The following is a 15442-nucleotide window of genomic DNA, read 5'->3' on the forward strand; positions in this document are numbered from 1 at the left end:
GCGAGAACAAGGACGGACACGATGGCCCAGTCGTCGACGATGGAGAGCGGCAGCCCGGCCCCGGGCGCGCCGGTGCCCGGCCGGGCGTGGCTGATGCTGGCCCTGGCCACTGTCGGATTCGCCGTGAACTTCTGGGCGTGGGCGCTGCTCAGCCCGCTCGGACCCCGCTTCAAGGACAGCCTCGACCTGTCGTCGTTCGAGCAGTCGCTGCTGGTGGCGGTGCCGGTCGTGGTCGGCTCGCTGGGCCGCATCCCGGTGGGCGCGCTGACCGACCGGTTCGGCGGACGGGTGATGTTCCCGCTGGTGTCGGCCGCCACCGTCGTCCCGGTGCTGTACCTGGGCCTGGCCGGGCACTCCTCGCTCGCCGCCCTCCTGATCGGCGGGTTCTTCCTCGGCATCGGCGGCACCGCCTTCGCCGTCGGCGTGCCCTTCGTCAGCGCCTGGTTCCCGCCCGAGCGGCGCGGCCTGGCCATCGGCGTCTTCGGGATGGGCATGGGCGGCACCGCGATCAGCGCGCTGACCACGGTCAAGCTGGTGGACGGGCCCGGTATGGCCGCCCCCTTCGTGATCACCGCGATCGTGCTCGCGGCCTACGCGGTGCTGGCCGCCCTGGTGATGCGGGACGCCCCGGCGCGCACCGTGCCCACCGAGCCGCTGACCCGCCGCCTGGCCGCCACCCTGCGCCTCGGCATCACCTGGCAGGCGTCCGCCCTGTACGCGGTCGCCTTCGGCGGCTACGTCGCCTTCTCCGTCTACCTGCCCACCTACCTCAAGACCGGCTACGGGCTCTCCCAGGCCGACGCCGCCAACCGGATGGCCGGCTTCGTGCTGCTGGCGGTGGCGATGCGGCCGGTCGGCGGCTGGCTCTCGGACCGCCTCGGCCCCGTCCGGGTCCTCGCCGGCAGCATGGCCGTGGTGCTCACCGCGGCGTTCGTGCAGTCGCTGACGCCCTCGCTCGCGCCGGTCGGCACCATCGCCTTCCTGTCCATGGCCGCCGCGCTGGGCGCCGGCAGCGGCGCCGTCTTCGCCCTGGTGGCACTGCTGGCCCCGGCGAACATGGTCGGCTCGGTCACCGGCGTCGTGGGCGCCGCGGGCGGCCTGGGCGGCTTCGTGCCACCGCTGGTGATGGGCTCGCTCTACGGCGCCTACGGCTCCTACGCCGTCGGCCTGGTGCTGCTGGGCCTGGTCGCCGCCGCGGCGCTGGCCTTCACCGGCACCGGCGTCCGCCACGCGGTCAGCGGCCGTACCCGCCGCGCGCCGGCCTCGCCCGCCACCTCCCACTGACCACACCCGTCAGGAGCCCGCGATGTGCGAGTACTGCGGCTGCCAGTCCCTGGCCGCCATCGACGAACTGACCCGCGAGCACGACGAGGTGGTGCGCCTGATCAGCCACCTGCGGACCGCTCACCGAAGCGGCGACACGGCCACCCTGGCGGCCGTCGCCCGGGACGTCGCCGCCGTGCTCGGCCCGCACACCGAGGTGGAGGAGCACGGCCTGTTCCCCGCCCTGGCCGACGACTTCCCCGAGCAGATCGGCGCCCTGGAGGCGGAGCACCGCCAGGTCGAGGCGGTGCTCGCCGAGGCCGCCGACGGCGTGACACCCGCCGACCCGACCTGGCCGGACCGGCTGATGGACGCGATGGCGGTGCTGCGCGACCACATCCTCAAGGAGCAGGACGGCGTCTTCCCGGCCGCGCTGGCCAACCTCGGCACCGAGGAATGGGAAGCCGTCGACGCCGCCCGCGCGAAGGCGGGCGGCGCCCTGCCCCGCCAGACCGCCTGAGCACGACCTGCCCCGCCGGACCGCCTGAGCACGACCCGCCCCGCCGGACCGCCTGGCACGACCCGCCAGACCACCAGACCAACGGACCGCCTGACGCACGACCCCGCCCCGGCCACCTCGTACGACCACGAGGTGGCCGGTTTTCGTCCCGGCGCGCATGCCCCGGCCGGGCGCGGGTAGCCGCCTGCTCGCGAGGAACGCCCCACGTGGGGGACGCGCATTGTTCGCGGTGCGCCTGTTGACCTTCGGGGGTACCACGGCCGTAAGGTCGAGCCCGGCCGTTCGATTCGCGACACGCACGGGCCCGGTGCCCGGGATGCGGGGTGCAGGGTGAGCACGGAGACCGGTCCGCAGCGGACACCGGCGGGCATGGACAGCGGCCTCGCCGAGGCGCTCGTCCGCAGCCGCCGCTTCTTCAGCCGGGCGGAGGTCTCCCCGGACCTGCGCACCCTGCACAAGGCCGGCGGCCGGCAGGCGGACGCGTTCTACCGGGACCGCTGGTCGCACGACAAGGTGGTGCGCTCCACCCACGGCGTGAACTGCACCGGCTCCTGCTCGTGGAAGGTGTACGTCAAGGACGGCATCATCACCTGGGAGGCCCAGCAGACAGACTACCCCTCGGTCGGCCCGGACCGGCCCGAGTACGAGCCGCGCGGCTGCCCGCGCGGGGCCGCGTTCTCCTGGTACACCTACTCGCCGACCAGGGTCCGCTACCCGTACGTGCGGGGCGTGCTGCTGCAGATGTACCGCGAGGCGAAGGCGCGCCTGGGCGACCCGGTCGCGGCCTGGGCCGACATCGTCTCCGACCCGGAGCGGGCCCGGCGCTACAAGTCCGCCCGCGGCAAGGGCGGCCTGGTGCGGGCGAGCTGGGACGAGGCGGTGGAGATGGTGGCCGCCGCGCACGTGCACACGATCAAGGCGCACGGCCCGGACCGGCTGGCCGGCTTCTCGCCCATCCCGGCGATGTCGATGGTCTCGCACGCCGTGGGCGCCCGCTTCTACTCCCTGCTCGGCGGGGTGATGCTGTCCTTCTACGACTGGTACGCCGACCTGCCGGTCGCCTCGCCGCAGGTGTTCGGCGACCAGACCGACGTACCGGAGTCGGGGGACTGGTGGGACGCCGGCTACCTGATCATGTGGGGGTCTAACCTGCCGGTGACGCGGACGCCGGACGCGCACTGGATGGCCGAGGCCCGCTACCGCGGCCAGAAGGTGGTGGCGGTCTCCCCGGACTACGCGGACAACGTGAAGTTCGCCGACGAGTGGCTGCCCGCCCGGCCCGGCACCGACGGCGCCCTGGCGATGGCCATGGGGCACGTCGTCCTCAGGGAGTTCTTCGTCGAGCGGCGCACGCCGTACTTCGACGGCTACGTCAAGCGCTTCACCGACCTGCCGTTCCTGGTGACGCTCGACGAACGGGCGCCGGGCAGCTACGCGCCCGGCAAGTTCCTGACCGCCGCCGACCTGGGCGGCGAGCACGCCGAGGCCGAGCACGCCGAGTTCCGCACCGTGCTGCTGGACGCCGCGACCGGGGCGCCGGCGGTGCCGCCCGGCACCCTCGGCGACCGGTACGGCGAATCCGGCGCCGGCAAGTGGAACCTGGACCTCGGCGACATCGACCCGCTGCTGTCGGCCGAGGGCGGCGACGAGACGCCCGTGGAGGTGGAGCTGCCGCGGTTCGACGCGCCTGACGGCAGCGCGGGAAAGCTGCTGCGCGGCGTACCCGTACGACGGGTCGGCGGCCGCCTGGTCACCACCGTGTACGACCTGCTGCTCGCCCAGTACGGGGTGGCCCGCGACGGGCTGCCCGGCCGCTGGCCGGCCTCCTACGAGGACCCCGAGGAGCCCTGCACCCCGGCCTGGCAGGCGGCGATCACCGGCGTGGACGCCGGGCGGGCGGCCCGCATCGCGCGCGAGTTCGCGGCCAACGCCGAGGAGTCCGGCGGCCGTTCGATGATCATCATGGGGGCGGGCACCAACCACTGGTTCCACTCCGACACCATCTACCGTGCCTTCCTGACCCTGACCACGCTCACCGGCTGCCAGGGCGTCAACGGCGGCGGCTGGGCGCACTACGTCGGCCAGGAGAAGGTCCGCCCGATCACCGGCTACTCGGCGCTCGCGACCGCCGCGGACTGGAACCGCCCGGCCCGCCAGATGATCCAGACCGCGTACTGGTACCTGCACGGCGACCAGTTCCGCTACGACCCCTTCTCCGCCGACGCGCTCGCGGCGGACGGCACGGGCGCCGGCCCGTTCGCCGGGAAGGCCACCGCGGACGTCATCGCGCAGTCGGCGCGGCTCGGCTGGATGCCGTCGTACCCCACCTTCGACCGCAACCCGCTCGACCTGGCCGACGAGGCCGGCGGCGCGGGCCGCCCGGTCGCCGAGCACGTGGTGGAGGAACTGAAGGCCGGGCGGCTGCGGTTCGCCGGCGAGGACCCGGACGCGCCCGAGAACTTCCCGCGCGTGCTGACCGTCTGGCGGGCCAACCTGCTGGGCTCCTCCGCCAAGGGCAACGAGTACTTCCTCAAGCACCTGCTCGGCACCGACTCCTCCGTACGTGCCGCCGAGGCCCCGCCGGACGCCCGCCCGAAGGACGTCGTGTGGCGGGAGAAGGCCCCGGAGGGCAAGCTCGACCTGCTGCTCACCCTCGACTTCCGGATGACCAGCACCACCGTCTTCTCCGACGTGGTGCTGCCCGCCGCCACCTGGTACGAGAAGCACGACCTGTCCAGCACGGACATGCACCCCTTCGTGCACGCCTTCAACCCGGCCATCGCCCCGCCCTGGCAGACCCGCACCGACTGGGACGCCTTCCACACCCTCGCCCGCGAGTTCAGCCGCCAGGCCCGCGAGCATCTCGGCGTGCGCACCGACGTGGTCGCCGCGCCGCTGCTGCACGACACCCCCGACGAGCTGGCCACCCCGCACGGCCGGGTCCGCGACTGGAAGACCGGCGAGTGCGAACCGGTCCCCGGCCGCACCCTGCCGAAACTGGTCACCGTCGAACGCGACTACGGCGCCGTCGCCGACAAGATGGGCGCCCTCGGCCCGCTGCTCGACAGCCTCGGCGCCACCACCAAGGGCGTCACCTTCCACCTCGACAAGGAAATGCAGTACCTGCGGCACAAGAACGGCGTGGTGCGCGGCGGCGCCGCCGACGGCAGGCCCTCGATCGCCCGCGACACCCACGCCTGCGAGGCGATCCTCGCCCTGTCCGGCACCACCAACGGCCACCTCGCCACCCAGGGCTTCCACGCCCTGGAGGCCCGCACCGGCACCCGGCTCGCCGACCTGGCCGCCGAGCACGAGGGCAAGCGGATCACCTTCGCCGACACCCAGGCCGCGCCCGTGCCGGTGATCACCTCACCGGAGTGGTCCGGCTCGGAGACGGGCGGGCGCCGCTACTCCCCGTTCACCGTCAACGTCGAACGCCTCAAGCCCTGGCACACCCTCACCGGCCGCCAGCACTTCTACCTCGACCACGACTGGATGGCCGCCCTCGGCGAGCAACTCCCGGTCTACCGCCCGCCGTTGAACATGCACGCGCTGTTCGGTGAGCCGCGCCTCGGCGACACCGGCGAGCTCGGGGTGACCGTGCGCTACCTGACCCCGCACAACAAGTGGTCCATCCACTCCGAGTACCAGGACAACCTGTTCATGCTGTCGCTGTCGCGCGGCGGCCCGACCATCTGGATGAGCACCCAGGACGCGGCCAAGGTCGGCGTGCGGGACAACGACTGGGTGGAGGCCGTCAACCGCAACGGCGTCGTCGCCGCCCGCGCGGTCGTCTCGCACCGCATGCCGGAGGGCACCGTCTACATGCACCACGCCCAGGACCGGCTGATCGACGTGCCCCGCACCGAGACCACCGGCCGGCGCGGCGGCATCCACAACTCGCTGACCCGCCTGCTGATCAAGCCGAGCCATCTCATCGGCGGCTACGCCCAGCTCACGTACGCCTTCAACTACCTCGGCCCGACCGGCAACCAGCGCGACGAGGTGACGGTCATCCGCCGCCGCACCGATCAGGAGGTCGAGTACTGATGTCCCGCGGCGAAGCCCCCATCGGACGCGTCATGGCCCAGATGGCGATGGTCATGAACCTCGACAAGTGCATCGGCTGCCACACCTGCTCGGTCACCTGCAAACAGGCGTGGACCAACCGCACCGGCGTCGAGTACGTCTGGTTCAACAACGTCGAGACCCGGCCCGGCCAGGGCTACCCCCGCCGCTACGAGGACCAGGACACCTGGAAGGGCGGCTGGGAGCTCAACAAGCGCGGCCGGCTGGCGCTGAAGGCGGGCGGCCGGTTCAAGAAGCTGATCCAGATCTTCTCCAACCCCAAACTGCCCACGCTCGACGACTACTACGAGCCGTGGACGTACGACTACGAGACCCTCACCAACGCCCCGCTCCAGGAGCACACCCCGGTCGCCCGCCCCAAATCCCTGATCACCGGCAAGGACCACAAGATCTCCTGGTCCGCCAACTGGGACGACGACCTGGGCGGCAGCGCCGAGCACGGCGAGAAGGACGTGCTGCTGGGCCAGGTGTCGGAGAAGATCAAGCTCGAGTTCGAGCAGACCTTCATGTTCTACCTGCCGCGCATCTGCGAGCACTGCCTCAACCCGTCCTGCGCCGCCTCCTGCCCCTCCGGCGCGATCTACAAGCGCACCGAGGACGGCATCGTCCTCGTCGACCAGGACCGCTGCCGCGGCTGGCGGATGTGCGTCACGGGCTGCCCGTACAAGAAGGTCTACTTCAACCACCGCACCGGCAAGGCGGAGAAGTGCACCTTCTGCTTCCCCCGCGTCGAGGTCGGCCTGCCCACCGTGTGCTCCGAGACCTGCGTGGGCCGGCTGCGCTACATCGGCCTCGTCCTCTACGACGCCGACCGCGTCCTCGAGGCCGCCTCCACCCCCGACGAGACGGACCTGTACGAGGCCCAGCGGCAGGTCTTCCTCGACCCGGACGACCCGCGGGTGGTCGCCGCGGCGGAGCGGTCGGGCATCCCGCGGGACTGGATCGAGGCCGCCCGGCGCTCCCCGGTGCACGCCCTGATCAACACCTACAAAGTGGCCCTGCCGCTGCACCCGGAGTACCGCACCCTGCCGATGGTCTGGTACATCCCGCCGCTCTCCCCGGTCGTCGACGCCGTCCGCGAGACCGGCCAGGACGCCGAGGACCACCGCAACCTCTTCGCCGCCGTGGACGCCCTGCGCATCCCCGTCGACTACCTCGCCCAGCTGTTCACCGCCGGCGACCCGGCCCCCGTGGACGCCGTGCTGCGCCGCCTGGCGGCCATGCGCTCCTACATGCGCGACATCAACCTCGGCCGCGAGCCGGACGCCACCATCCCGGAACGGGTCGGCATGGGCGAGGAGCAGATGTACGACATGTACCGGCTGCTGGCCCTCGCCAAGTACGACGAGCGGTACGTCATCCCGCCCGCCCACGCCGAACAGGCGCACAAGCTGGAGGAACTGGCCACCGAGTGCAGCCTCGACTACGAGGGCGGCCCCGGGATGGGCGGCTGGGGCCCCTTCGGCGAGACCTCCGGCGGCGCCGCCCCGATAGCGGTGGAGACCTACCGCGCCCTGCACGACCGGCAGACCGCCGACACCCCGGCCGCCCCCACCGACAAGGCCACCCGCGTCAACCTCCTCAACTGGGACGGCAAGGGACGCCCGCCCGGCCTGTTCCCGCCCGGCGGGGACGGCGGGCCCGAGGAGCACGACGAGAAAGGACCCGCGTCATGAGGCCGGACACCGGCGACGCCCGCAGCTCCCCGGCCTGGCAGGTCCAGTCGCTGCTGCTGGCCTACCCCGACGAGGACTTCCGCGACCGCCTCGCCCTGGCCCGGCGGGTCGCCGCCCTCCAGCCCCGGCCGGTCGGCCGCCCCCTGACGGCCTTCGCCGACCACGCCGAGCGCACCCCGCCGCCAGACCTGGCCGCCGACTACGTCGCCACCTTCGACCACCGCAAACGCTGCTGCCCGTACCTGACGTACTACGCGCACGGCGACACCCGGAAGCGCGGCCTCGCGCTGCTGCGCCTCAAGCAGACCTACGCCCGCGCCGGCTGGCGGCTGAGCGACGACGAACTGCCCGACCACCTCGCCGTCGTCCTGGAGTTCGCCGCCGCCGAGCCCGCCGCCGGGGCACGCCTGCTCACCGACCACCGCGCCGGCCTGGAACTGCTGCGCCTGGCGCTGCACGACACCGGCTCCCCGTGGGCGGCCGTCCTGGACTCCGTCTCCGCCACGCTCCCCGCCCTCGGCGGCGACGTCCGCGAGGCGGTGGCCCGGCTCGCCGCCCAGGGGCCGCCCGAGGAACAGGTCGGCCTGGACCCCTACGCACCCCCGCAGTTCCTGCCCGACCCCGTGGTGGGAGGCCCCCGATGACCGCGCCCGCGCAGCCCGTCAGCCTCGCGGCGGAAGCCGGCACCGGAGGCATCCTGCTCTGGGTCGTCCTGCCGTACGTCTCCCTGGCCGTCTTCGTCCTCGGCCACGTCTGGCGCTACCGCTACGACAAGTTCGGCTGGACCACCCGCTCCTCCCAGCTCTACGAGAACCGGCTGCTGCGCATCGGCAGCCCGCTGTTCCACTTCGGCATCCTCGTCGTGCTCCTCGGCCACATCGGCGGCCTGGTCATCCCCAAGAGCTGGACCGAGGCCGTCGGCATCGGCGAGGACGCCTACCACGCCACCGCCGTCGCGCTCGGCACCATCGCCGGCGTGTGCACCCTGGGCGGCCTGGCCATCCTCGTCTACCGCCGCCGCACCGTCGGCCCCGTCTTCTCCGCCACCACCCGCAACGACAAGGCCATGTACGTCTCGCTCACCGCGACGATCGTGCTCGGCCTGTCCGCGACCGTCGCCGCGAACATCGTCGGCGGCGGCTACGACTACCGCGTGACCATCTCCCCCTGGTTCCGCTCGATCTTCTACTTCCAGCCCGACCCGGACCTGATGTCCGGTGCCCCGATCCTGTTCCAGCTGCACGCCGTCAGTGCCCTGCTGCTCTTCGCCGCCTGGCCCTTCACCCGCCTGGTCCACATGCTCACGGCCCCGCTCGGCTACCTGACCCGCCCCTACATCGTCTACCGCAGCCGCGACACCCGCCTCGGCAACCGCCCACCCCGCCGCGGCTGGGAACGCGTGGGCTGACGGCCGGCGGAGAGCTGCGGCTCAATACGTCTAGAGCCAGCCGCGCCGCTTGAAGACGACGTACAGGCTGACGCAGACCGCGGCCATCAGGGCGACCGAGAGGGGGTATCCGAACGACCAGTGCAGCTCCGGCATGTGCCGGAAGTTCATGCCGTACACCGTGCCGACCAGCGTCGGGGCGAACAGGATGGCCGCCCAGGCGGAGATCCTCTTGATCTCCTCGTTCTGCTCGAAGCCCGCCTCCGCCAGTGCCCGCATCTCCGCGTTCTGCTGCTGGGTGACCAGCGTCGCGTTGACCGTGAGGATGTCGGCGAGGGCCTGGCGGAAGGAGTCGACGCGTTCGCTGATGTGGGTGACGTGGTCGGCGACGTCCCGCAGGTAGCGCTGCAGCTCCTCGTCGGTGCCGTACTTGGAGAAGCCGGCGATCAGGCCGTGCAGCATGCCCACCAGGGGGCGGGTGGCGCGCTGGAACTCGACCATCTCGCGGGAGAGTTCGTAGATGCGGCGGGAGACCTCGGGGGCGCCGCCGAAGACTTCCGTCTCGATCTCGTCGATGTCGTTCTGGACGCCCTCCACGACCGGCGCGTAGCCGTCGACCACCGCGTCGAGGATCGCGTACAGGACCGCCTCGGGGCCCAGCCTGAGCAGCTCCGGCGTCTCCTCCATGCGGCGGCGGACCGCGGACAGGCCCGGGGCCGCGCCGTGGCGGACGGTGATCAGGAAGTCCGGCCCGACGAACACGTGCAGCTCGCCGAAGTCGACCTCCTCCGGCGCGTCCAGGTAGCGGGCGGCGCGCAGCACGACGAACAGGGTGTCGCCGTAGCGCTCCAGCTTCGGACGCTGGTGGGCCTCCATCGCGTCCTCGACCGCCAGCGGGTGCAGGCCGAACTCGGCTGCCAGGGAAAGCAGTTCGTCCTCCGTCGGGCGGGCCAGGCCGATCCACGCCATGCCGGACGGCCGGGCGCGCAGCTCCCGGTAGGTGTCGGCCAGGGTGGCGGGGGAGGACACCCGCACCCCGTCGCGGTACACCGCCGCCCGCACCACACCGGCCGGCCCGGCGGGCTCGGGGGAGATCGTGGCGGGCGGTACGGCGGGCGGCTGCGCCGAGGGCGGCTGCGCGGGGGCGGCGGTCCGGCGCCAGGCGGGCTTCCTGGGGTGCTTCGCGGGCGGGCGGGCGCGTCGCTCGGACATGGCGGCTGCCTCCCGGTCGGCCGACTGCTGTGATCGTCGAGCAGGATATACGGGGCATACGGCCGCACCCTCCTGCGCGGTCATCGCGGACAGAAACTGTCCGCAAGGGCGCCTAGCGTGCGGGGTATGACGAAGATGACGGCCCCGACGGCGCCCGTGCTCGGCACCCGCGCCCTCAACCGCGCGACCCTCGCCCGCCAGCTGCTGCTGCGCCGCTCGCCGATGTCCGTCGCGGCCGCCGTCGAGCACCTGGTCGGCCTGCAGGCCCAGAACGTCAGGCCGCCGTACTACGCCCTCGCCGCCCGCCTCGACGGATTCGCCCCCGAGCGGCTCTCCGCGCCGATGGCCGGCCGCGAGGTCGTCCGCATCGTCACCGTGCGCTCGACCATCCACACCCACACCGCCGACGACTGCCTCACCCTGCGCCCGCTCGTGCAGCCCGCCCGGGACCGCGAACTCGGTGCCTTCCGCAAGGGGCTCGCCGGGGTCGACCTCGACCGGCTCGCCGCCCTCGCCCGCGGCCTCGTCGAGACCGGGCCGCGCACCATGGGGCAACTGCGCGAGGCCCTCGCCGCCGAGTGGCCGGACGCCGACCCGCAGGCCCTCGCGGTCGCCGCCCGCTGCCGCCTGCCGCTGGTCCAGGTCACCCCCCGCGGCCTGTGGGGCAGGAGCGGCCGGGTCGCGCTCACCACCGCCGAGCACTGGCTCGGCCGTCCCGCCGAGCCGGCCCCGGCGCCCGACGCGGTCGTACGGCGTTACCTCGCCGCCTTCGGCCCCGCCTCCGTCAAGGACATGCAGACCTGGGCCGGCCTGACCCGGCTGCGCCCGGCCTTCGAACGCCTCCGCCCGCGGCTGGTCACCTTCCGCGACGAGAACGGCGTGGAACTGTTCGACCTCCCGGACGCGCCCCGGCCCGATCCGGACACCCCGGCGCCGCCCCGCTTCCTGCCCGAGTTCGACAACCTGCTGCTCTCCCACGCCGACCGCACCCGCGTCGTCCCGCCCGCCCACCGCGGCCGCAACTGGCGGGGGAACACCGCCCACCGCACCCTCCTCGTCGACGGTTTCCTGGCCGGCGTGTGGGCACTGGAGGCGGACGCCCTCGTCGTACAGCCCTTCGGCAGGCTCACCGGCGCCCGGCGGCGGGAGGTGGCCGAAGAGGGGGAACGGATGCTCGCGGCCCTGCACCCCGGCAGCTCGTACGGCATCCGCTTCGGACCGTACTGCCGTAGACCCGGCGGGCCGCCCGCCCCTGGACATCGGCCCATCGGCCCTGAACATTGGACAGGGGGCGTTGCGGGCTGCTCGTGGAAGCTCGCAACGCCCCCTGGTTCTTTACCTGAGGGTTGCTCAGGAAGCCTTCCGGGTCACGCGCCGGCCCGCGCGGTCACCAGGCCGGAGCAGGCGGTCAGCCGGGGGTGGACACCCGGGTGACCGGCCTCCGCGCGGTCTCGCCCGGAGAAGTGATCCCTGCCAGGACGCCCCTGACGAGCAGGGGACCGCCGCTGTCGTCCTGGCAGGTGTCGAAGCCGCCGGAGGTGTGTCCGGCGCAGATGGTGTGGGGCCGGACGAGGTCCGGACCGCAGGAGTTCGCACGGCCGGAGTCGGTCCGGATCTTCCTGACTCGGGTGAGCCCGAACATCCGTCTCCTAGGTGGGGGGGTGCCGGTGGGGCGCGCGGGTGTGGGGCGGACCGACCTCGTGTGCCCGGGTGAGCGGCACGCCCTCACGCTAGGACCCGGCACGCCGGGCACCCAATGAGGGAACCCCCTAGTGGGGTCGGGCAGGGAAAACCCTCGGTCGGCCCCCGGTGGACCCCTGGCGTGATCCTCAGCGGAACCGGACGGGCCTCACTTGGTGCGACGCCCCGCCGCCAGCCGGACGATGTCCACCCGGGAGCGGATCCCCAGCTTGCGGTACACCCGGGTGAGGGTCGCCTCGACCGTCTTGACGCTGATGAACAGGCGCGCGGCGATCTCCCGGTTGGTCGCCCCCTCCATGACGAGCGCGGCCACCTGACGCTCCATCGAGGCGAGGCCCTCCAGCCCCTCCGACGCGGCGACGGGGGCGGCCGGTTCCACCGGGTTCGCCACGGCCGCCGCCTCCACCTGACGCACCCACGGCAGCGCACGGCAGCGCCGGAACAGCCGGGCCGCCTCGTCGTACGACGTCGGGCCGGGCGCGGCGGCCACCGCCGCGCGCACCGCGCCGGGAGCCCGGGGCGAGGTGCGCAGCGAGGCCAGCGCGAACGCGGCCCGCGCCTCCTCCAGGCCGTAGCCCAGCTTGGCGAGCCGGTCCTGAGCCGACGTCAGCTGGGTGAGCGCGGCCTCGTACTCCCCGCGCGCCGCCCGCACCAGCGCCTCGGCCCGGTCCAGGACGCCCAGCACGCTCTCCCGGCCGAGCCGCAGCGCGTGCGCGCGCGCCTCGTCGAGGAGCCCCTGCGCCTCGTCGAGCGCGCCGATGCGCACCAGGGCCTCGGCGAGATCGCCGTGCCAGCGGCCGCGCGCCGGGTCGGTGATGCCGAGGCTGTGCTCCAGCTCCCGCACCCGGCGCAGCGACCGGGCCGCTCCCGCGGCGTCCCCGGCGACCAGCTGGGCGTGGCCGAGGGCGGCCAGGCCCCGCGACACGTACATCTGGTCGCCGACCTCCTCGGCCTGGTCCGCCGCTTCCCGGCCCAGGGCCAGCGCCCGCTCCACGTCCCCGCCCGAGGCCTCCGCGAGGGAGGTGAGCACGGCGGAGGGGATCTCGCCGATGCCGGAGTCCCGCGCCAGCCGCAGGCTCTCCCGGGCCAGGTCCAGGGCGCGGCCGCAGTGCCCGGAGCGCAGTTCGGTGTCGGCCAGCAGGCGCACGAAGTGCACCTCGCTCTCGACCATGCCGCGCCGCCGCACCTCGCGCAGCAGCGCCGTGACGGTCGCCCGGGCCTCGGGCAGCTGGTCACTCATGATCAGCCAGCGGTAGCGGGTGGCGCCCGCGCCGTTGTGGTGGCACGCCACCTGCGGGTCCTGCGGCTCCTGCAGCGCCCGCTTGATGGTCGCCGGCGCGTCCGGGTGGCCCATCAGCGTCTCGGTCGTCGCCTGGAACGCCAGGGCGAGCAGTTCGGTGCGCCGGTCGCCGGCCCGGGCCGCGAGCTCCGCCGCGTGCGCGGCCTCCTCCCGGCCGGTGGCGAAGTCGCCCTCCACGACCAGGCCCCGCCAGGCCAGCTGGTAGTGGACCTGGGCCAGCAGCCGCGGGTCGTCGCCCGCGTCGGCCAGCACCTGCGGGTAGACGGTGTCGACCTCGCCGAGGGCCTGCCCGGCCGACTCGATCACCACCATCCAGGCCCGCACCCGGTCCGCGGGCGCGGTGGCCCGGGTCAGCACCTCACGGGCGATGTCCCGGGCGAGGTCCACCTCGCCGGCGGTGATCGCGTCCTCCGCGGCCTGCAGCCGGCGCTGGTCCGGGCCCGGGTCGCCGTCGGGCGGGGTGTGCCGGGCGGCGAGCAGCCCGAGCGACGCGGCGACCGACGGCGCCCCGCGGTCCCGGGCCAGCGCGGCGGCCTCGGCGAGGCGGGCGGCCGCCTCCGGGTCGGTGCCGGTGGTGGCGAGGGCGAGGTGGCGGGCCCGCTCGATCGGGTCGGAGGCCGCGGTGGACAGGGCGGCGTGCGCGGCGCGCCGCTCGTGCGCGGGCGCCTCCGCGTACAGCGCGGCCGAGATCAGCGGATGCGCGAACCGTACGGCGGGCCCCTCCGGCTCGGTCGCCAGCAGTCCGAGCGCGGCGGCCTGCGCGGTCTCGGCCTCGGCGTTCTCCCGGCCGGCGGCGTGCAGCAGGGCGAGCGTGGGGCGGGCGCCGGCGCTGGCCACCAGCAGGGTGCGGCGGGCCTCGTCGGAGAGCATCTCCAGCCGGTTCAGCACCAGCGTGCGCAGCGAGGTGGGCACCGGGAGCGGCTCGCCCGGCCTGACCGGGTGGGAGCTCTCGGCCAGGGCGCGGCCCAGTTCGAGGGCGAACAGGGGGTTGCCGCCGCTGGTGCGGTGGATGTCGCGGACCGTGGAGCGGGGCAGGCCCGGGTAGCCGCGGTGGTCCAGGAGCGCGGACACCTGGGCCCGGGACAGCGGGCCCAGGCGGACGGCGAGGGTGTCCGGCGGAGACGAGCGTAGATGGCGGTCGTACTCCTGGCCCTCGGTGCGCACCGCGCAGAGCAGTTGCACCGGGGTGTCGCCCAGGCGGCGGGCGGCGAAGCCGAGCAGCTCCGCGCTGGCGGAGTCCAGCCACTGCAGGTCGTCGGCGACGACGAGGACGGGGCCCTCGGCGGCGAGCGCGCGCAGCGCGGACAGCACGGCGAGACGCAGCGCGAGCCCGTCGCGCTGGAGGGCGGACTCCTCGCCCCGGCCGGTGAGCGCCGACTCCAGGGCGGTGCGCTGGGCGGCGGGCAGCCGGTCGGACACCTCGTCCACGACCAGGCCGAGGAGGTCGGCGAGGGCGAGGAAGGGCAGATGGGATTCGGACTCGGTGGCCGAGCAGCGCAACACGGTGCGGGCCGACGAGGCGTATTGCGCGGCCAATGCCCGCAGAACGGTCGACTTTCCAATTCCGGCGGGGCCGTGCAGCAGCACGCTGCCGCCGGAGGCGAGCTGCTCACGCGCCGCGGCGAACAGCCCCTCCCGGCCGATGACCAGGTCGGGGCGGCATCTGGCAGGCTCCTTGAAGTCCCGTCGCACGGTCACCGCTCCCTCCGTGTGTCGTGTCCGGGCCAAATTCTAGGCAACGTCTCATTGAAATCCGGACGCCCGAGGAGGTGAGAGATATGACAATCGTCGGGCGTAAGGAAAAAGCAAAGTGCCGCCGAATGCACACCGCCCCCTGGCGGGGCCCCCACTGGGCCCTCGACGGAACCCCTGCGGAACCCCTGCGGGGCCACGCCGGCCGCCCTGCGGCGCGGACCGCGAACCCCCCTCCGCCATGGGCCCGTACCGATCCGCCTACCCCACCCGGCTCCGCCGAACCGCCGGAGGACAACCGCAGCGCCCCGAGCGGCAGCGCCACGCACGGCCACGGCCCGCCCGCGCCGGGGGCGGTTCCTGGGCGGCGTGCCGTCGCGGCGGCGGGTCCTTGCGGCGGGTTACGGGGCGCGTGGGGGTGGGGTTCGCCGTGCGGCGGGGGCGGTTACCCCGGCGCCCCGCGGCGCCGGGCCACGGCCGCCGGGTCCGCGTGGCGGGTTGCGGGGGCCGTGTGCGGGGGCGGTTCGCTGTGCGGCGGGGCGGTTCCTTGGCGGCGTCCTGTGGTCGTCGGGCTGCTGTGGGGGCCCGTGGGCGGGGGGCCG

Annotated in this window: 9 protein-coding genes and 1 pseudogene; 7 read left to right on the forward strand and 3 right to left on the reverse strand. The window is 74.0% G+C overall.

Annotation, left to right across the window (positions count from 1 at the left end):
- The first annotated feature begins 21 nt into the window (after positions 1–21).
- From ACH4ZX_RS14035 to narI, 6 genes are all read left to right on the forward strand, one after another.
- On the forward strand, positions 22–1284 hold the full coding sequence (locus ACH4ZX_RS14035; RefSeq protein ID WP_398271923.1) for an MFS transporter: 1263 nt from the start codon (positions 22–24) through the stop codon (positions 1282–1284).
- Between the two features lie 22 nt (positions 1285–1306).
- On the forward strand, positions 1307–1783 hold the full coding sequence (locus tag ACH4ZX_RS14040) for a hemerythrin domain-containing protein (protein WP_398271925.1): 477 nt from the start codon (positions 1307–1309) through the stop codon (positions 1781–1783).
- 369 nt (positions 1784–2152) lie between these two features.
- Positions 2153–5833, forward strand: coding sequence for a nitrate reductase subunit alpha (locus tag ACH4ZX_RS14045; protein WP_398272133.1), 3681 nt, complete (start codon positions 2153–2155; stop codon positions 5831–5833).
- The gene (narH, locus tag ACH4ZX_RS14050; RefSeq protein ID WP_398271926.1) at positions 5833–7548 is read left to right on the forward strand and encodes a nitrate reductase subunit beta; all 1716 of its coding nucleotides are present in this window, start codon (positions 5833–5835) and stop codon (positions 7546–7548) included. The genes ACH4ZX_RS14045 and narH overlap by 1 nt, the downstream gene beginning before the upstream one ends.
- Positions 7545–8192, forward strand: coding sequence for a nitrate reductase molybdenum cofactor assembly chaperone (gene narJ / locus ACH4ZX_RS14055; protein WP_398271928.1), 648 nt, complete (start codon positions 7545–7547; stop codon positions 8190–8192). The genes narH and narJ overlap by 4 nt, the downstream gene beginning before the upstream one ends.
- On the forward strand, positions 8189–8956 hold the full coding sequence (gene narI / locus ACH4ZX_RS14060) for a respiratory nitrate reductase subunit gamma (protein ID WP_398271930.1): 768 nt from the start codon (positions 8189–8191) through the stop codon (positions 8954–8956). The genes narJ and narI overlap by 4 nt, the downstream gene beginning before the upstream one ends.
- A 30-nt stretch (positions 8957–8986) precedes the next feature.
- Here the strand turns inward: narI and ACH4ZX_RS14065 are convergent, their stop codons facing one another.
- A complete protein-coding gene (locus tag ACH4ZX_RS14065) occupies positions 8987–10147 on the reverse strand; it encodes a magnesium and cobalt transport protein CorA (protein ID WP_398271931.1) in 1161 nt (386 codons plus the stop codon).
- Positions 10148–10273: 126 nt separating this feature from the next.
- Between ACH4ZX_RS14065 and ACH4ZX_RS14070 the strand changes: the two are divergent.
- Positions 10274–11365 (forward strand): annotated as a pseudogene (locus ACH4ZX_RS14070) (winged helix DNA-binding domain-containing protein); the annotation flags it as partial.
- Positions 11366–11555: 190 nt separating this feature from the next.
- Here the strand turns inward: ACH4ZX_RS14070 and ACH4ZX_RS14075 are convergent.
- Together ACH4ZX_RS14075 and ACH4ZX_RS14080 are read right to left on the reverse strand one after the other, a co-directional pair.
- Entirely contained in the window at positions 11556–11789 is a 234-nt protein-coding gene (locus ACH4ZX_RS14075; protein WP_398271933.1) for a trypsin-like serine protease, read from the reverse strand.
- A 207-nt stretch (positions 11790–11996) separates the two neighbouring features.
- Positions 11997–14846 carry an AAA family ATPase gene (locus tag ACH4ZX_RS14080; RefSeq protein ID WP_398271935.1) on the reverse strand — a complete coding sequence of 950 codons (2850 nt, stop codon included), beginning with the start codon at positions 14844–14846 and terminating at the stop codon, positions 11997–11999.
- Positions 14847–15442: the final 596 nt, after the last annotated feature.

The organism is Streptomyces sp. NPDC020490, from assembly GCF_044335305.1.
Lineage (GTDB): Bacteria > Actinomycetota > Actinomycetes > Streptomycetales > Streptomycetaceae > Streptomyces.